The organism is Desulfopila sp. IMCC35006, assembly GCF_005116645.1.
In the GTDB taxonomy this organism is placed as follows: domain Bacteria; phylum Desulfobacterota; class Desulfobulbia; order Desulfobulbales; family Desulfocapsaceae; genus Desulforhopalus_A.
The window spans coordinates 85788-105028 of record NZ_SWCM01000002.1 but is presented as its reverse complement, the minus strand read 5'-3'; the positions used below and the strand labels follow the sequence as shown (position 1 = coordinate 105028).

The following is a 19241-nucleotide window of genomic DNA, read 5'->3' as shown; positions in this document are numbered from 1 at the left end:
AAATTAGAGACAGCCGTCTACCTGATCCCTTGGATACAGGCTTTTCACATCGTAAATAACGGCTTTAGCCCTGCAGAGACTGCGCAACTGGGTGATATCCATCGCAGCAAACTGGTGGTGGGCAACAGCCACAACGATTCCGCTATACGTATTTTCCTGCAGTTTCTCCACCATCCTGATCTGATATTCACGGAACGCTTCGTCAGCACTTACCCACGGGTCATATACATCCACTGCCAGGCCGTATTCGGCAAACTCGGAAATGATGTCGGTGACTCTGGTATTACGCAGATCCGGGCAATTTTCTTTGAAGGTAAGCCCCATGACCAGGATCCGGCTGTTGGCCGTATCGATGCCTTTCTGGACCATTTTCTTGATAACGGTTGAGGCAATATAGTGGCCCATGTTGTCGTTTAAGCGCCTGCCGGCGAGAATCATATTGGGATGGTAGCCGACTTCCTGGGCCTTATGCGTCAGATAGTAGGGATCAACACCAATGCAGTGACCACCGACAAGGCCGGGAGAAAACGGCAGAAAGTTCCATTTGGTACCGGCGGCGGCCAGCACCTCGCGGGTATTGATGTCAAGTTTATCAAATATTAAGGCCAGTTCGTTGATCAGGGCAATATTGACGTCTCGCTGGGTATTTTCGATGACCTTTGCCGCTTCCGCCACCTTGATCGAACTGGCCTGAAAGGTGCCGGCGGTGATGATAGATTTGTACAGGCTGTTGACAAAGTCGGCGGCTACCGGAGTTGAGCCCGAGGTTATTTTAACGATTGACGGCAATCGATGTTTTTTGTCCCCCGGATTGATCCTCTCCGGACTATAGCCGCAGAAAAAGTCCTTATTATATTTCAGGCCCGATCCCTGTTCCAGAAGCGGTACGCAGACCTCTTCGGTGGCCCCGGGGTAAACCGTCGACTCGAAGATGACGACATCCCCGACTTTCAGGACCTGGGCAACCGTGCGCGAGGCCCCTTCCAGCGGCCTGAAATCAGGTCTTTTTGCCGCATCAATCGGAGTCGGAACGGCAACTATAAACACATTGCAGCCGGCAATTGCTGCGACATCTGAGGTATAGTCAAGATTTTGCGCGTCCTGCAGCTCCACACTGGTGACTTCCAGAGTCGAGTCGATACCGCTGCGGAGTTCGTTGACCCGACTGGTCTTCAAATCAAAGCCGAGGGTCTGATATTTTTTACTGAACTCTACAGCCAGAGGCAGTCCGACATATCCCAACCCGATAATACACAGTTTCACATCGGTCAGTTCGTGCATTATCGCAGCTCGCCTCCATGATCCTGATTGCCATAATAGGTCAGTCCCTGGGTGTCGGTTTCCAGTACGGTAACGGTACGCAGAGAATGATTCTTGTTGGTCAGCAGGGCACTTACTTCATCGAAGATAAACCTGGCGATATGTTCGGATGAAGGGTTTTTATCCTGGAAATAGGGCAGAGTGTTGAGGTCATTGTGGTCCAGCTTGTCGATTACTTCTTTTACTATTTTCTTTAACACTTTGAAGTCGATTGCCATTCCACATCGATCAAGCTCTGTTGCCCGGGCTGTTACTTTGACTTTCCAGTTATGTCCGTGCGGCTTTTCGCAATCTCCTGGATAGTCGCGCAAGTGATGGGCTCCGGCAAAATGGGTGTCGATGAATATATCAAACATACCTCTCTCCTCTTTGTATAACTGTAAACATGAATATCCGGCTGGGCGGCAAACTTTCCGGCAAACTTAATACTTTCCAGTTGTTTTATCACCTACTATTTAAATCTATAAATATACCGTGATTATGTGCAAATATAAGGTTTTTCAGGTTTGCAGAATTACTATCCAAAATGTCCGGATAAATATGTCAGCTATTGAGTTGCCATCCTGGAACGGCCATTTTTCCCTGAATCGTCGTTGTTCTCAAAATTTAATCAACGTAATATCAATGATATACCGGCAGTGAATAATCGAACACCTCTCTTTAGAACCAAATGACTCGTTTCACGAGGGAAACTATTTAATTTGCTAAATCTGCCGAGCATCGGTAAAATGTGCAGAGGTTTGAAACTAAAAAAATCATGAATTCCTTTCCCTCCCCGTATAGAACTGGATTGGCCTGTTGATCGAACTGCAAGATGTTTTCCCATGTGACAATCTAAGTCGTGATACGCTTTTTGGTGGCGAGCTGATCTGTTATCAGCATCAGAAAGGCTATCGTTTTTCCATTGATTCGGTACTGCTCGCCCATTTTGTCGAGATCAGGCGAGGGGATTCCATTCTCGATCTCGGGACCGGGTCCGGTATCATCGGGATGATTCTGTTATATCGATGGCAGGACAGAATCCGGCAGCTTACCGGAATAGAGGTACAGCAGGGACTGGCTCAACTTGCCGGAAAAAATCTACGCGCCAACAGATTTGAGGGATCTGGCAGGATCATCCAGGGCGATATTAAGGAAATCGATACCTTCATTTTAGCCGAGTCTTATGATAAGATTGTCTGTAACCCTCCGTTTTATGCGCCAACTACCGGACGATTAAGCAAGAATCGAGAAGCCCAGACGGCGCGGCACCAGATTCTGGCGAGTCTGCAGAATTTTCTGCGCGCCGCCGCGTTTGCGGTCAAAAATGGGGGAGAGGTCTATTTTATATATCCGGCAGAGGGCGTCGGTGAATGTATTACTCTTGCTGAAAAGTATCGGCTCGAGGTCAAAAAGATACAATTTATCTATAGCTATCCCCAGACACTCGACCCGGCTCGTCTGGTAATGCTCCGGTGCTGCAAAAATGGGGGGAGAGGAGCCGAGGTCCTGCCGCCCCTCTATGTCTATTGTGAAAAAAACGGCGAGTTTACCCCGGAAATGCAGAAGTATTATCAGACCAACCAAGAGGTACCGTTAAAAGATGATTATTAACCGCTGCAACGACCCATGCTTGCGAAAATAATAAGCTGTTCTGTCCTTGGTATTGAAGGTTGGCTGATTCAGGTTGAAGTCGATGTCGCTGCCGGCCTGCCGATGTTTTCGACCGTCGGCCTTCCCGACAGTACCGTTCGTGAAAGCAAGGACAGGGTTAAAGCTGCCATAAAAAATTGTGGCTACCAGTTTCCCGCCCGAAAAATCACCGTGAATCTCGCCCCGGCCGATATCCGCAAGGAAGGCGCCGGCTTTGATCTGCCTATTGCCATTGGCATTCTGGAAGCGACTGAGATTTTCGCGCGAAAAAGGGTGGGCAAGTACTGTGTCATCGGCGAACTCTCATTAGACGGTGGCGTACACAGGGTAAACGGCCTGCTGCCAATGATCCTGGCAGCCAGAGCACAGGGGCTCAGCGGCATAATCATCCCCAGTGAAAACAGCGACGAGGCCCGGATCGTCCCTGATGGAATCGATATAATCCCCGTTGCCTCCCTGCAGCAGGCAGTTGAGTTTCTGGCTGGCATGGAGGTGGCAACCCCCATGATCGTGACCGCCTTACCGGAAATCTCCGCCCCGGCTCCAGGCGGAATAGATTTTTCCGATATTAAAGGGCAGCAACACGTCAAGAGAGCACTGGAGATAGCCGCATCAGGCGGACACAACATTCTATTGACCGGGCCGCCAGGCTCCGGAAAAACCATGCTCGCCAGGCGTTTTCCGACGATCCTGCCGGAAATGAGTCTTGAGGAAGTGCTGGAGACGACAAAAATATACAGTGTTGCAGGAAAAGTTTCCGAAAAAAATCTTCTGCTGACGACCCGACCCTTTCGTGCCCCGCATCACACCATATCCGATGCCGGGCTGATTGGAGGCGGCAGTGTTCCTCAGCCGGGGGAGGTTTCTCTGGCCCATAACGGGGTTCTTTTTCTGGATGAGTTGCCTGAATTTAAAAAACATGTCCTCGAGGTCCTGCGACAGCCGATCGAAGATGGCGAAGTAACCATCGCCAGAGCCAATATGACCCTGACCTTTCCCGCGCGTTTCATGCTGATTACGGCAATGAATCCTTGCCCCTGCGGTTTTCTTGGCGACAGCCGCAACCGCTGTACATGTACCGAAAGAGACATCAGACGATACACCGGCAAAATATCCGGACCGCTGCTGGACAGAATAGATCTACATCTTGAAGTAGCAGCTCTCAACTTCCAGGAAATGAGCGACACCAGCCGCGGAGAAAGCTCACATATGATCAAGGAACGGGTCGATCGGACCCGGGCAATCCAGGAGCGCAGATTTGCCAGGGAATCGGGGGTCTATTGTAACAGTCAGATGAACAGCACCGCCATTGCCAAATATTGTCTGCTCGACCGGAAGTCATCGGATCTTCTCGAGAAAAGTGTCAGCCGACTGGGTCTATCGGCCAGGGCCTATCACCGAATCCTCAAGATGGCCCGGACCATCGCCGACATGGCCGATTCAGATGCTGTGCTGCAGCCACATGTGGCCGAAGCGGTGCAATTCTGCAGAAATTCCCATCAATGTTAATGTTCGTTCTCGCCATGTCAACTTTTACGCTGCCGTCGCATACCCATCTCTACAAGGTACTTACCCCCCAAAAAAGAGCACATAAGAAAGGGCACTCCTCAATCGAGTATTACAAAGAATCCCGGATTATTGACCGCTTAACGGGATCATGTCCCTTTAGATCTGCGACACCTCTATGAAAAGCAATGCAATTGCAGGGTTTCTGGCTATGGTTCTAGTGGTTTTATATCCACTGGTCAATGGCATTCAAACCGATAGTTTCAGAGATATGGCCCGATTTATACCCGATAACGCCCTCCTGTATGTTGAACAGCGTAATGGTTCAAGGGTCCTGAAAGATTTCATCAAATCTCCGATCGGGAAAAAACTGGACTCCATTGACTTGCTGCAGACCAGCAAAAAAATTGGCCTGACCGAGCCCGTCCGCTCTGCCCTGACTGACCTGCTCGCCTTATCCGCAGGAGCCAGAAACAACAAATTACTCCATGAAGTTTTTGGAAAAAAATTCGCTCTTGCTTTTCTTCCTACCACAGATCGGCAACAGTCTGCCGATTTCACGGACTATATAAAAAATAACGCTGTATTTGTCGCCAAACCAAACCATAGTGCAGAAACACTGCAATTTTTTACCGAAAGCTATGCCCGGTACGTGCAGACATATTCAATATCCAGTGCGCAATATGGCAGACACCACATTCAGCGACTGCAGATGCATGAAAACATTCTGTCAATCGTCATTATCGATGGAATATTCGTGATGAGTGCGAATGAAAAACTGCTGCGACGCTGTATAGACACTTATGATGGGGATGTCCCGGCCTTGGGGAAAAAGGCGGATTTTATAAAAATCAGAAAAAAATTTGTCATGCCCGAACGGTTTTTTTATCTGCCGATTGAAGATGTGCGAAAGTACATTATCAGGCAAACGACCGATCTTGCTTTTCCCGGCAAGGATATCTTGCTGAAAGAATTGAAAACCACCGTTGGATTCGCCAATTTGGGGTATGGCAGCTGGAATAAAAAAAAGAAAATCGTTGGCAAAGTGCTGGTGCAATATAAAAGCAGTGAAGTAAACAAGGTGGTTAGGAATCATATCGACGCAATACCGGTCCGGAGCTCCATGTTGTCTCTGAGCACTGCAAATCCAATGGCTTATTACTGGTCGAACACTATCGAGTTTAAATATTTTTTCGATTATTTTGCCAAGAGCAGAAAGACCGATCCGCAGCTTGAAAAATTTTGGTCCGTCATGCAGGACATCACCGGGAAAGATGCCAGTGAGTTCGTTGCACTACTTGGCGAAGAGGCGAGTATAATCCTGGAGCCGGGGCCCAAAAATACCTTCTTTTCTTTTCCGCTGGGCATGGCTTTTGTGCGGGTCAAGAATGCTCCGGAACTGAAAGCTGTACTGGAAAAAATTACCGATGCATTCCATATTCCCATAAGTGAGGCAACATATGGACCTGTTCGCTACGTGTACTGGACAGCTTCGCCCCAGGATGGGCTGAAACCACTCTACGGTTTTTGGGGCGATTTGCTTTTTTTCGGTAACAGTTCCAATTTATTACATTCGATCGTTCAAAGAAAAATAGACGATCTATCGCTGCTGGATAGTGCCGCCGTAAAAGCAATTAATCCGGGTCTTTCTGAAAAAAATAATTCCATTACCTTTATGAATAACGATGAACTCATTACTGTTCTTCAGAAAGGCTTGAATCTTGTAGCTATGACCATGACACTTGAAGACAGGGAGACCGCCTTCAAAGTCAGGGCCGTTATCGATGAGATAATAAACCCTCTCCTTGAGGGAACAAGAATGTATGGCAAAAGCTGTACCCGGAGTTACTTTACCCCTGACATGGTTATCATCGATTCGATAACGACTAAAACCACCGGACCCGTAAGCCAAAGGACCAAATGATGCAAAAATTTGTCGAGGAACTCAAGCAGTTGATTCCCTTTAAAGATACCACAGATACCGGTGATATTATCCTTATTGCAGCCAAAAAACCGCAAATCCTCGCCTATGCACACGTCGATGATATAGAAAGAGACACAAGCCGAAGGGATGAATGGTGGCATATACATCTGACCATGCTCTCGATACCATTACAGAAAATGACATGGACCCTGCGAACTGATCAACTCACCGGCAAAGAAATTTTCACGATGGGCGGGGAGGAACGCTTTGTCAAAGCGGTCGATTTTGGCCGGCAAAAAACGGCTAAACAGCCTGATACCAGCACGCTGAAAAGCAAGGTAACCACTCTCAAGAGGATTAAGTGAGAAATCAATGAGGGAGCAGACGGGAACAAGCTGGGCTTCTTTTTAATGCCCCATGAGGATACTAAAAAAGCGGTATAAGGATTTTCCGGGGCAAGGTATTAAAGCTCGGGAGTGACAAAACTGATAAGCAGACTGTCAAGTTTTGTCGTGAGTTGCCTGTAGCTGATATGCGGCGACAAATCCAGCATTCTCTTTGACGCCTTAACCTGGTCGGAATCTTTATATTTATCCGAAAGATAAATAATTTCTCCGATGCCAGCCTGAATAATCACTTTGGTGCATTCATTACAGGGAAAGAGCCCGACATAGATCCGGCAGTTTCTAAGGTCGGTGGAAATTGAGTTTAAGACTGCATTCAGTTCCGCATGACAAACGTAGGGATATTTGGTGTCGAGGTAGTGGCCCTGTCTATCCCACGGCAATTCATCATCGGAGCATCCCAGAGGAAATCCATTGTAACCGACGCCAACAATTTTATTTTGCGCGTTGGCAACACATGCGCCGACCTGAGTGTTTGGATCTTTGCTTCTCTGGGCGGAAAGAAGGGCGACTGCCATAAAATATTCATCCCAGGAGAGGTAATTGAGTCTTTTCATGCAAAGTTGCCTTTTACGTGCGCTTATAGGATTTTCTCTTCTGCCGCCAGGTGTTCACCCCGCACACCGTATCGGTAAACTGCTTGATAGCCTGGATGAATAAGTCCCCCCCCGTCTTCCCTACATTGTGATGCTCCGCTCCGGGAATGACAAAGAACTGCTTGTTTCTCGCCCCGCTTGCGGCCTGGAGATTTTCCGCCTCGGCAACCGCCACCAGGCTGTCTTTTGCGCCGTGAAAGATTAGGGTTGGTACTTTTATTTTTTCTATTTTCTGTACATTGTCAAACCCTTCATCTTCTGCGATATCAGCCTGTTTTTCACTTACGCCAATCGATTGCAGAAAGGATGAGGTCCCGCATATGCCGCTCTCGATGATCATCCCTTTGACAGCCTCGCCATTTCTCGCAACAGTGTCTATGGCACAGATGGACCCAAGTGACTCACCCATGACAAAAAGAGCGCCGGTATATCCTTTGCTCCGCATCCAGTCAACGGCAAGAGGGAACAGTTTTTCTGCAGTGGCATACATTGCGGCGACAGAAGGGGAGCCGTTATTTTCGCCACAAACGCGATATTGTGCACGAAAGACATTTATTCCCCGCTTGCCGTATCGTTCGGCAATGATATCAAACGACTCGTTTGACTCGTTTGCGGCAGGATAATAAAAGAGTACCGGCGCCTGCAGATCAGTACAATAAAATCTGCAGGTTACCTCATTATCCTTCCCTATGGCAAAACTGATATCTTCAGCACCGGCAGGGCAGGGAGTGGGGGCACTGTTCAACGGCGGGAACAACAGGGCAAGAATTTCCGGTTGATCTATTTTACTATAAGCAACCATTGGCATAGAGCAGGAGTTGAAAGAAAAAAACGGGTGTCAGAATGATCCTGAAACCCGTTTTATTATCTATGGGGTGAGCGAGGGGACTTGAACCCCCAGCCTCCTGGGTCACAACCAGGTGCTCTGACCAATTGAGCTACGCCCACCACAAAGTGCGTTGTGCTAAAAAGCCTGTGTTATATACTCACTCAGAGTAAGATTTGCAAGAGTAAAATCATCACAGATCTTCTTTGCAGTGCATACATTTCTTGGCCTGGGCTTTGATAATTTCCAGGCAATGCGGGCACTCTTTCTTGAAATTGATTTTCAGCAACTCAGTTATTGCCATATTCACTTTCTGCTCAAGAGCAGTATCCCTGAAGGTATGGTTCCGCAACGGATCGATACAGGCCAGGTCGTTAAGTTCTACCAGGTATCCTGCCGCCGTATCGCGGACGCTTCTTGTTGCCCCTTCGTTGAGCAAAAGGGCCATGACCGGCTCAAGGTTGTGATCGGCGATGCAGCTTTTCAATTTTTGAGTAGCTTCTTTTTCCTGACGGTAGCGCGCATTTTGATTCTTCAGTTCTTCTCTATCAACAATGCATGCCTTAAAGGCATCGGCATTACCGACCATCATGCAGTTCCCCTCCGGGCTGCCGGGAACCTCCATGTATCTGTACGACGCATGGTGGCCATATTGATTTTCAATCTGCTGCCATCCTTTCAGAAACAACGGGCAGCTATCATTTAAACAGATAAACAGAACATCTGAACCCCAACCAAGCCCATCACCGACATGGATGGGCGGCGCTTCACATAGGGACATGGTTTGTTGGCAATGCGGACAGATTTTCACCTCGTCCAGAAAACTCAAATCTTGAAACATACAACTTCTCCTTTAGAGATTGAAACCGTCTCAGGCGGCAGTTCGAAGGGGACACTGTCCCGACAGTCTTGCAGTTACATTAACAACACATCTGGTACGATACTAAAAAGTGAAAATTATTTCAGGCGTATTTCATACTTGGCTGACTCATCACCTCATCTACGGCCTTTGCCTGTTTCATGCGGGACTGCAAAAAAGTCTGCGGCATGATCGCTTTATTGGCGGCCATTATTGCCGAAAGCTCGTCAATTTCGCCTTGTTCCGCCAGATCGATCAGATGAATGATGTTGTCGGCAAAACTGCGCACGATTTTTCTACCATCGCCTGCGGTTGCCATTATTTCGGCATAAGTACGCGGATTCTGATTGTGAATCCGGGCCATAGCCAGGATACCGTACAAAGAGGTTAAAGTGGAATGACTGTTAATATCGTTACAATCAATCCGATGTTCTCTCAAGGTCATCGCCAGGGCCACCGATACCGTCGTTGGAAGCTTCTGGCTGACTCCCATGAGCAAGTCGTGCTTTTTAGCACTGTCATGGTTGATATCTGCGCCGTGTTTATATAAAAATGCTTCGAACTCACTGCAAAAACTTCCGCTCCTGTGGGTCCGGACAACCGTGGCATTTTTGTCTTTCATGGTGAGTGCCTGAGGTCCCCAGAGATTGTGGACAAACATGACCTCCACCCCCTGTGTCGTCGATTCCAGAGCCGCAGCGAGGGTATTCTCCGATTCCCCGGCGAGAATAATCAACGCCTGACCGTCTTTCAGAAGAGGACCATAGGTTTTGATGACTGAAACAGTGACCGAGATAGGTACGCACACTAAAACGACATCCACTGCATCTATCATTGTTTCCGGTTTTAGAGGAGTATTGCGTCCGGTAACAAGTGCCTTATACCCCTCGTTCTCTAACCGACCGGCAAACCACTTACTCATATCGCCGCTACCGATAAAACCAAACGCTTTAATCTTTTTCACCCGCATGTCGACCCGGGGAAAAGAGCCAAGAACCTTGAGGGCGTCTTCCTCCTGAATAACCGTCGACTCAATGGTGTCGAGGGCATTTTTCAAAAGAGGATTGTCAATATGCCCCTCAACCTCGACATATATGCGCAATTTTTGTGTCTGGACATCGTTTTCCGACTGCAGATCGAGAATATTAATCCCTCGCCGGGTGAATTCTCCTAAAATATCGGCAAGCATTCCCACTCTATCCCGCAGCGGACGAGTAATGATAGCGGTTGCATCATAGCCGGAAACAGGCGCTGGCGTTCTGCCGATAATTGCAAATCTGGTCCGATTGTGCGACACAACCTCCCGGGCCACAAGCTGAAGACCATGTTTTTTAACCAGCTCCTCCGATTCGATAACGGCGTATCCCCGTTTTTTTTCAAGACCGATGGCCGTCATCGCCGCTTCAATATCAGGCACCGCCATCAAGGTGGCATCCGGGTAATGTTGTTCAATGAATTCATCGCACTGCCTGAAAACAGAACTTCTGCCGACGATGGTGGTTATGGCCAGGCCATCTCTTGGGCTCACGGGCAGGACTGCCAGGGAGAGATGAATGGGCAACACCACATTATCGATCCAATATCCCTCATCCATCTTGGCCATCAGCCGGAAATATTCTTTAACCTCACCCTCTCGCGTGTTATAAACCGGAATCAACGCATACTGCACTCTGCCTTCGCGGAATGCGTTGAAAATATCGGCAATCCGATTAAAAAGGATCAACTCAGCATTGGGTGCATATTGACAGGAAGCCTGGTAACTGTCTGAACCAAAGGGACCTAAGGTGGCAATGGAAGGCATAACTATTCGTATCGATGTCTGTTTACTTATTGACGGTTGTTCGGGTGGAATTATGGTATTCTGCAACCAAAGAGCCCACCTGATACTGCAAAAAACTTGACGCGATGTGCAAATTATACATTCTAGGCTCTTTACGCAACATATATAACTACCCAATTGGGGGTACACCCGCCTTGGGTTCTCTATGATTTCCGACGTTACTGAATACCTATCGTCTTTAAAAAGTTCACCGAAGTTTGGGCCGCAGGTCGTCTGTCATCGAGCCTTTGCTGCATCAGCTGCCCAATATGCTGCTGATTTCCCTCCACTGGCTCCGGTTCTTCGAAAGAGCCTCGAACAGGCTGGAATCACCAGGCTGTACAGCCACCAGCACCAGGCCATCTGTTCTATCCTGGCCGGCAACGATGTCCTTGTAGCAACGCCCACCGCCTCCGGGAAAAGCATGGTGTACAATTTGCCGGTATTACACGACCTGCTGCAGGATGATCCCGGACACTCCCTTTACATATTTCCCTTAAAAGCGCTGGCCCGCGACCAGCAGAATGTACTGGAAGCATTATTCCAGAAGCTACCTGCAGCAATACAACAGCGATATCCCTTTGCATCCGGTCTCTTCGACGGCGATACCAGCAGTTACACTCGACGAAAAATCCGTGATAAGCCGCCGCGAGTTCTGCTGACCAATCCGGAAATGATTCACCTGTCGATGTTGCCCTATCATCAAAGCTGGGCTGAGTTTTTCAGCAGGCTTCGCTATATTGTGATAGATGAAGTGCACAGCTATCGCGGCGTGCTCGGCAGCCATATGGCCTGGGTGCTTCGCCGTCTGCAGCGGACTGCCGCCTTGTATGGTGCAACCCCCACCTTTATTCTTCTTTCGGCAACCATCGGTAATCCGAAGGAATTGGGGGAGTTGCTGATCAATAAGCCGGTGGATGTCATCAGCGAGTCAGGCGCTCCTCAGGCAGAAAAGAACATGCTTTTCCTCAACCCCTGGGACAGTGCCGCCTATACGGCAAGCCAGTTGCTGGAGGCCGCGGTGAAGCGCGGTCTTCGAACCATAGTCTATACCCAGTCAAGAAAAATGACCGAGCTGATCAATCTCTGGACAGCTCCCCGCCTCGGCAACCTCTCGACAAAGCTCAGCGCCTATCGGGCCGGTTTTTTACCGGAGGAGCGACGGGAAATAGAGCAGCAGCTTTTTTCCGGCGAACTGCTCGGGGTGATTACCACCTCTGCCCTGGAACTGGGCATTGACATCGGCGATCTGGATCTCTGCATACTGGTCGGATATCCCGGCTCGATTATGGCCACCTGGCAGCGTGGAGGCCGGGTCGGCAGAAGTCTACGCAAGTCGGCGATTATTCTGATCGCTCAAGAAGATGCCCTGGACCAATACTTCATGCGGCAGCCGGAGGACTTTTTTGCCAGGTCTCCGGAGTCGGCCGTATTGAATCCGGAAAACCCCTCCATCATGGATCAGCATCTTCTCTGTTGCGCGGCAGAAGAGCCTTTACTGAAAGATGAATTATTACTTAATAACAACATCATACAATCAAGAGTTGATGTATTATCCAGAATTGGGTCCCTGCTGGAGACGGCCACAGGCGGGCGATGGATTTCTGCCAGGAAATACCCCCAGAGACACATCAGCCTACGTGGTGGCGGAAAGCAAATGTCGATAATCGACATGGAAAACGGTGAAATAGTAGGGGAGATTGATACCGTGCGGGGTATGAAGGAGTGTCATCCGGGCGCGGTGTATCTTCATCGGGCCACGACCTGGCTGGTCAACACTTTCGATCTTCTCGCACATGAAGTCATCGTCCAGAAAGAGACCCCAAAATTTTTCACCAGACCGATGACCGAGAAACGCACAGAAATCCTTGAAGTACTTGAACGTAAAAATAGTTTTGGCGTTCAGGTATCTTTTGGCCGGGTGCGGGTAACGGAAAAAGTGACCGGTTACCAGAAACGCCATAGCGTGACCCAGAAATTGATCTCGACGACAACGCTCGATTTACCGGAACAAATCATTGAAACCGAAAGCATATGGGTCGACATCCCCCAGCGCATAGTCGGCGTGCTCGAGCAGGAAAAATACCATTTCATGGGCGCCATTCATGCCATGGAACATGCAATGATCGCTCTTTTTCCTTTACTGGTCCTCTGCGACCGAAACGATATCGGCGGGATCTCATGTCCCCTGCACGACCAGACCGAAATGGCCTCGGTGTTTGTTTATGACGGTTATCCGGGTGGGGTGGGGCTGGCCAGGGAGGCATTTCGGAAAATCGACAGCCTGCTCACTCAGACCGAACAGACGATTACCTCCTGCGCCTGCAATACCGGCTGTCCTTCCTGCGTGCATTCGCCAAAATGCGGCTCGGGTAATCGACCGATCGACAAAAAGGCCTGTCTTTTTCTGCTAGCCCAGATTTTGAGCGCACAGGCAACAGAAAAAAGAAATCAAAGCATCAAAACGCTACCAGGCAGTACTCCCTTGCCAATGAATTTTGATCATCTCCTGCAGAAGACAACGTCACAACGCAAGGGGCTTGATGCATTACCGCTAAAATTTGGCGTTTTTGACCTGGAAACTATTCGTTCCGCGGATGAGGTCGGTGGGTGGGGCAATAGTCATAAAATGGGCGTTTCTGTCGCGGTAGTTTACGATTCGGCCATAAACGATTTTGTCAGCTACCTCGAACACGAAGTCGATAAACTGATTGACCATCTCCTGAGCTTTGAACTGGTTATTGGGTTTAACAATAAACGCTTTGACAACCAGGTGTTGTCAGCCTACACCAGTGTTAATCTTGCTCGACTGCCTACCCTCGATATCCTCGAAGAAATCCACAATTATCTTGGATATAGACTCAGCCTCAACCGCCTCGCCGAACAGACCCTCGGTACGCAAAAAACGGCGGACGGCCTCCAGGCCCTTGCATGGTACAAAGAGGGGAGGATAGACCTGATCCAGCACTATTGCAAAAAGGATGTCGAAATAACCAGAGATATTCTCTACTACGCATTAGAACAAGGGTTTCTGCTCTTTGCCAATAAAGCGAAGCAGATTGTGCGTCTGCCCCTTGCTCTTGATACGGCGATAGAAAAAATTTTGCAGCTCAGCGGACAGGCAAACCCCACCACACCGAATTTATAGCCTGCTTACGGCCACAGTAAAGGCGTATAGACGTAACCAGTTGTCCCACTGCTATGGCGCACTTTGGTCCATTGGCCTTCTTCCGCTAATTTGGTCAGCACGACACCCCGCTCAACGTCGGCAACGACCGCATCCTTGGTCGATGGACCGGAGCGCATATTGATGCTCTCTTTGGCGTTGACTATCACGGTATCGGCTTTTTTGACAATACTGTCATGTACCCAGCCGGTATCATTTTCAAAATCAGTGACCTTATACCAGTCGCCTTTTTTTTCCGTCACCTTGAGAGGGTACCCCTGAAAAAGTTCCATCGAGGCGGGATAATCCGTACCTGGACCAGTTCTGACATTAGCATTGTCGGTTGTGATAGACAGATAATCTGCAGCAAAAACCGGAGAGGTGGTCAGTAAACAGGTACAGCCAAGAGTTAAGAATATTTTCAATAGTTTTTTCTTTTCGACAAACATATGATTTTTTCTTTTTTTATCTAAATGAATGAGGATGTTACATGATTGAAGGACCAGCCCTTTTTTTATAGCATTAATAGCCGCTCAAGTCAAACAACATATCCTGCCAAGCTGGACAGTTTTGCTCTTTGATTCTTGATGCCGGTGCAAAACCTCTGTACCTGCGCCGGCATGCGCCAGGCAGAAGTGCCTTTGCTGCCCCATCACCAATATTGGCTTTTTAGGACGCCATCATTACTGGAAGAACAGACTGCGTACCCCGCTGTCCATCTCTGCCATCGCGCCAAGAGGAAAAGTCAGGTTGCGGGCACAATGTCCTGACGGAAAATCCCCCCAGACTGGTATAGAATGAACAGGACAGAGTTCGAGAATACGGTCCCATATCGCGTTGCGATAGCGGATTTTTTCTATCTCATTACAACATGCCGAGGTTGAAAAATCTCCCAGAATCAACCCGGCGATTTTTTCCAGTTTCCGAGCCAGGTATAACTGCGTAAGCATCCGATCGACCTTGTATGCCGGTTCGTTGATATCTTCCAGAAAAACAATTTTATCATCCCATGAAAAATCATAAGGGGTTCCAAGAAGTGTTACCAGGCTTGCGAGATTACCGCCTATCAGCGGTGCGGTAACAGTCGCTCCGTGACGCAACACTTCAACCTGATTGTACACCATCCTCGGCGGCTTGATACTGGTCAGACAATCATAAAAAACTGCCAGACTGTCTTCTGTGGCGCCGGCAAGGGAGGTAACAACGGGCCCGTGTAAAGAGACGAGACCGATCTGCTGATGCAAAAAATTCTGCAGGAGAGTGATATCGGAAAAGCCTGCCACTATTTTCGGGTTGCGGGTAAGCAGGTCAAGATCGATCTTCTCCAGCATACGCAGACAGCCATACCCACCCCGCAGGCAAATAAGTCCATTGATTTCTGGATCTTCCACCAGGTGATTAAATTCAAAACCACGCTTATCGTCGCTGTCGGCCAGATATCCAGGCCCCGGCCATAATTGCGGAGGGTATTTCACCGCAAAGCCCATTTCCTGAAGAATCGCCACCCCTTGCATAAATCGACTCTTGTCCTGCAGTTGCCCGGCAGGGGCGATAATGCCGACGGTATCACCTTTTTTCAAAGGTGGCGGGTAAAGCGGAGCCCTCATCGTTGTACAACCCGATTGTAGATGATCTGCAGCCCCTGAAGCGTCAACATCGGTTCTATAAGATCGATTGAGGTTGCATAAGGAGCAATTAACTGCGCCATACCCCCGGTGGCAACAACTTTGAATTCTTCTTTTGGCGTTGAAATCATCTCTTTTTTAATGCCTTGCACCAGCCCGTCAATCATCCCGCCATAGCCATAAAGAATACCGCTTTTCATTGCCTGGACAGTCGATTTCCCTATGATGGAGGGTGGCGGATCCGAAACGTCAATATGAGGCAGATTGGCTGTTTTATTGGCAAGGGCTTCCAGTGAAATTGCAATGCCGGGAAGGATCGCCCCCCCCAGATATTCGCATCTTTCCGTCACACAATCAAAGGTGATGGCTGTGCCGAAATCTATGACCACCTGTTTACATTTATTGAGATTCCAGGCAGCAATAGCGTTCACCAGCCGATCTGCGCCAACTTCGGCAGGATTGTTGAGCAATACCGTAATAAGATCTTTAATTTTATCGACTTTAACGACAAATATTTCATGTTTCAGGTGGTCGGAAAAATGTTTTTTGCAGCAACTGACCCATGCGGACTGTAATATTGGCACAACACTCGCAATAATTATACCTTTGATTTTTTCTTTTTTTATGCCAGCCATGGCAAACAGGGTCTGATATCGAATAGCCAGTTCATCCGCGGTACTCTTGGCGTTCGAGTTCAAACGCCACTGACCGATGAGTTCATTGTCTTCGTACATGCCTGTCACGGTATGCGAGTTGCCAATATCAACCACCAGATACATAATGCACCTTTTGATAAAAATTATGCAGCAGCTCCCGGTAAACGGGAGGAAACAGGAATTTTTCGTAATGCCCCTTGCAGTTCCTGATCTCAGGCTTCCCTTGAAATAATTTTGCATTGCCGGACAAGATATTATAATAGGCAGTAAAAGAAAAGAGTTCTCAGACGATACGCAGAATTCTCTTTGCACTTGTTGCCGGCGGCCGCTGCGACGGGCCGACGGCTACAGCTAATATAATTGTATATTATCAATATATTATATCTCTTGAATGACTATGAAGAAAATAATTATCATCTCCACAACCCTTGAAAATAAAGCAGATGCAGAGCGCATTGCCGAGTTGCTCCTTGACCGTCAACTGATTGCCTGCGCCCAGATATCAGGGCCAATTACCAGTCTGTACCGGTGGAAAAAAGTGACAACCTCTGCGACCGAATTTTCCTTAAGCCTCAAAACGACAGCATCATGCACCGAAAAGGTCAAAGATCTTTTATACCAGGAACACCCCTATGAGCTGCCGGAAATAATTGTCCAGGAAATAGATCATTCCAGCCCGGAATATTCCCAATGGGTTCATGAGGAAGTGCAACCATGACCGGACAACACAAAGCAGGGGGATACAGAAGACGGAAAATAGGCGAATATGTTTGTCATTGCTGCAAAAAAAAACAGGAATTCTGCTATAGTTGTCCCTGTGGTTTTATGATTTGCAAAGACTGTTTTGAAGAAAGTAAATGGGGCATCAGTAATGGCCCAACCTGGATATGTCCGGACTGTGAACGTATCCGCATGATGTAGCCGTTTCTGGACAACACCCACCCGAAACAGCCGTATATCACTGTTGCGTATTCCCCCGAAATACAATATTATACCTTGTTATTATTAATCTTTTCAAGGTCATGGGTTGCCCGAGAATGAATGTATCTACACACACTTACGATGAAAGCAAAATAAAAACACTCAGCTCTCTGGAGCATATCAGGAAGCGCCCTGGTATGTATATCGGTCGACTGGGGGATGGCTCGAATCCAAGCGACGGCATCTATATCCTTCTCAAAGAGGTGGTGGATAATGCTGTTGACGAATTCATAATGGGGGCAGGAAAGAGGATCAACATCACCATTCATGAAGACGGCTCGGTACAGGTAAGAGACTTCGGCAGGGGGATTCCACTGGGCAAAATAGTCGATTGTGTGTCGACTATCAACACCGGTGCTAAATACAATACCGATGTCTTTCAATTCTCAGTTGGCCTCAACGGAGTAGGCACCAAGGCAGTCAATGCACTTTCTGATGTTTTTACTGTAACTTCCTATCGTGATGGGAAATTTGCCTCTGCTATCTTTAACAGTGGAAAACTCATTGAGCAAAATGAGGGTGACACAGAAGAAAAAAATGGCACTCAGATTGATTTTTCACCATCCAGTGAAATGTTTCCCAATTTCAAGTTTGATTTGTCTTTTGTCGAGAACCGGTTATGGCGCTACGCCTACCTCAATGCCGGACTGAAAATATATCTCGATAAAAAAATCTTTTTCTCATCCCGAGGTTTACTCGACCTGCTCGACAAAGAACTCGACGGAGCGGAATTGTACCCGCCAATTTACTACCAGGACCCGACACTCGAATTTGCCTTTTCCCATACAGATTCGTTTAGCGATTGCTATTACACCTTCGTCAACGGAACGTATACCAATGAAGGCGGCACCCATCTTTCGGCGTTCAGAGAGGGGATTCTGAAGGGGATCAATGAGTTTTCCGGTAAAAAATTCGTCAATACTGATGTTCGCGATGGTATCGTCGGCACCCTGGCCATTAAAATAAAAGATCCTGTTTTCGAGTCACAAACCAAAAATAAGCTTGGCAACACAGAGGTGCGGTCGTGGATTGTCAACCGGGTCAAAGACGCCGTTTCCAGCGCCCTGTACAAAGACACTGACTCGGCACAGATGTTGATCGATAAAATCCTTCGCAATGAAAAGGTGCGGAAGGAACTACAGAGTGTCCGCACCGAAGCTCGTGCCAATGCAAAAAAAATTGCTTTTAAAATTGATCAGTTAAAAGACTGCAAACATCACCCTTCAAGAACAAAGCCCTCAGCGGAAGACCAGGAAAACATGGTGTTTATCACCGAGGGGCAATCAGCAGCCGGTTCCATAATCTCCTCCAGAGACCCGTTTACCCAGGCGGTATTTTCTTTAAAAGGGAAACCCCTGAACGTCTTTGGCCAAAAAATGACCACGCTTTATAAAAATGAAGAAATGTATGCCCTGATGCGGGCCCTCAACATCGAAGACTCTATCTCCGATCTCAGGTTCGACAAGGTCATACTGGCAACAGATGCGGATGTTGATGGTTTACACATCAGAAACTTGCTGCTCACTTTTTTCCTGCACTACTTTGAGCCCCTCGTTAAACTCGGCCATATCTTTATTCTGGAAACTCCCATCTTTCGAGTCAGAAACAAGCAGGAAACAATCTACTGCTATTCTGAACAGGAAAAGATAGCTGCCACAAAAAAGCTCAGCGGACCAGGCAATAAAGGATCCGTGGTAGAAACCACCCGTTTCAAAGGATTGGGGGAGATCTCCCCCAAAGAATTCAAGCAATTTATCGGCCCCGATATTCGCTTAAAGAGCGTTACCCTGGACTCGTTAAGTGAAGTCGCCAAGGTCCTTTCGTTTTATATGGGCAAAAACACGCCGATGCGCCGTCAGTACATTATGGAAAACCTGGTCATTGAAAACTAGCCTCAACGTGTCGATATCCCTCTCCGATAAAACAG

16 protein-coding genes and 1 tRNA gene are annotated in these 19241 nt (G+C 48.1%); 7 read left to right on the top strand and 10 right to left on the bottom strand.

Annotated elements, in window-relative coordinates; translation table 11 throughout:
- Positions 1-3: 3 nt before the first annotated feature.
- Entirely contained in the window at positions 4-1281 is a 1278-nt protein-coding gene (locus FCL47_RS04400) for a nucleotide sugar dehydrogenase (protein WP_136812264.1), read from the bottom strand.
- Positions 1281-1676, bottom strand: a complete 396-nt coding sequence (gene queD, locus FCL47_RS04395; protein WP_136812263.1) for a 6-carboxytetrahydropterin synthase QueD — start codon at positions 1674-1676, stop codon at positions 1281-1283. The genes FCL47_RS04400 and queD overlap by 1 nt, the downstream gene beginning before the upstream one ends.
- A 442-nt stretch (positions 1677-2118) precedes the next feature.
- Between queD and FCL47_RS04390 the strand changes: the two genes are divergently transcribed.
- From FCL47_RS04390 to FCL47_RS04375, 4 genes are all read left to right on the top strand, one after another.
- Entirely contained in the window at positions 2119-2913 is a 795-nt protein-coding gene (locus FCL47_RS04390; protein WP_167496360.1) for a tRNA1(Val) (adenine(37)-N6)-methyltransferase, read from the top strand.
- Positions 2914-2928: 15 nt separating this feature from the next.
- Positions 2929-4461 (top strand): YifB family Mg chelatase-like AAA ATPase, encoded by a 1533-nt coding sequence (locus FCL47_RS04385; RefSeq protein WP_136812261.1) that lies wholly within the window; start codon positions 2929-2931, stop codon positions 4459-4461.
- A 175-nt stretch (positions 4462-4636) separates the two neighbouring features.
- A complete protein-coding gene (locus FCL47_RS04380) occupies positions 4637-6382 on the top strand; it encodes a DUF3352 domain-containing protein (protein WP_136812260.1) in 1746 nt (581 codons plus the stop codon).
- The gene (locus FCL47_RS04375) at positions 6379-6747 is read left to right on the top strand and encodes a hypothetical protein (protein WP_240744135.1); all 369 of its coding nucleotides are present in this window, start codon (positions 6379-6381) and stop codon (positions 6745-6747) included. The genes FCL47_RS04380 and FCL47_RS04375 overlap by 4 nt, the downstream gene beginning before the upstream one ends.
- 98 nt (positions 6748-6845) lie before the next feature.
- Here the strand turns inward: FCL47_RS04375 and FCL47_RS04370 are convergent, their stop codons facing one another.
- The 5 genes from FCL47_RS04370 to FCL47_RS04350 form a co-directional block, all read right to left on the bottom strand.
- Positions 6846-7343: a dCMP deaminase family protein gene (locus FCL47_RS04370; RefSeq protein WP_136812259.1), complete on the bottom strand. Its 498-nt coding sequence runs from the start codon at positions 7341-7343 to the stop codon at positions 6846-6848.
- 13 nt (positions 7344-7356) lie between these two features.
- Positions 7357-8184 carry an alpha/beta hydrolase gene (locus FCL47_RS04365; RefSeq protein ID WP_167496359.1) on the bottom strand — a complete coding sequence of 276 codons (828 nt, stop codon included), beginning with the start codon at positions 8182-8184 and terminating at the stop codon, positions 7357-7359.
- 69 nt (positions 8185-8253) lie between these two features.
- Positions 8254-8330, bottom strand: a tRNA-His gene (locus FCL47_RS04360).
- A 71-nt stretch (positions 8331-8401) separates the two neighbouring features.
- The gene (locus FCL47_RS04355) at positions 8402-9049 is read right to left on the bottom strand and encodes a zinc ribbon domain-containing protein (RefSeq protein ID WP_136812257.1); all 648 of its coding nucleotides are present in this window, start codon (positions 9047-9049) and stop codon (positions 8402-8404) included.
- A 121-nt stretch (positions 9050-9170) separates the two neighbouring features.
- Positions 9171-10934: a prephenate dehydratase domain-containing protein gene (locus FCL47_RS04350; protein ID WP_240744134.1), complete on the bottom strand. Its 1764-nt coding sequence runs from the start codon at positions 10932-10934 to the stop codon at positions 9171-9173.
- 118 nt (positions 10935-11052) lie between these two features.
- On the opposite strand from FCL47_RS04350, the gene FCL47_RS04345 reads away from it, so the two are divergent.
- Positions 11053-14034 (top strand): DEAD/DEAH box helicase, encoded by a 2982-nt coding sequence (locus FCL47_RS04345; RefSeq protein ID WP_136812256.1) that lies wholly within the window; start codon positions 11053-11055, stop codon positions 14032-14034.
- Positions 14035-14039: 5 nt separating this feature from the next.
- Here the strand turns inward: FCL47_RS04345 and FCL47_RS04340 are convergent, their stop codons facing one another.
- The 3 genes from FCL47_RS04340 to FCL47_RS04330 form a co-directional block, all read right to left on the bottom strand.
- The gene (locus FCL47_RS04340) at positions 14040-14501 is read right to left on the bottom strand and encodes an SH3 domain-containing protein (protein WP_136812255.1); all 462 of its coding nucleotides are present in this window, start codon (positions 14499-14501) and stop codon (positions 14040-14042) included.
- A 234-nt stretch (positions 14502-14735) separates the two neighbouring features.
- Positions 14736-15659, bottom strand: a complete 924-nt coding sequence (locus FCL47_RS04335) for an LD-carboxypeptidase (protein ID WP_136812254.1) — start codon at positions 15657-15659, stop codon at positions 14736-14738.
- Entirely contained in the window at positions 15656-16456 is an 801-nt protein-coding gene (locus FCL47_RS04330) for a type III pantothenate kinase (RefSeq protein WP_136812253.1), read from the bottom strand. The genes FCL47_RS04335 and FCL47_RS04330 overlap by 4 nt, the downstream gene beginning before the upstream one ends.
- 274 nt (positions 16457-16730) lie before the next feature.
- Between FCL47_RS04330 and cutA the strand changes: the two genes are divergently transcribed.
- Both cutA and FCL47_RS04315 read left to right on the top strand, forming a co-directional pair.
- The gene (cutA, locus tag FCL47_RS04325) at positions 16731-17051 is read left to right on the top strand and encodes a divalent-cation tolerance protein CutA (RefSeq protein ID WP_167496358.1); all 321 of its coding nucleotides are present in this window, start codon (positions 16731-16733) and stop codon (positions 17049-17051) included.
- 319 nt (positions 17052-17370) lie between these two features.
- A complete protein-coding gene (locus tag FCL47_RS04315; RefSeq protein WP_136812250.1) occupies positions 17371-19206 on the top strand; it encodes a DNA topoisomerase IV subunit B in 1836 nt (611 codons plus the stop codon).
- Positions 19207-19241: the final 35 nt, after the last annotated feature.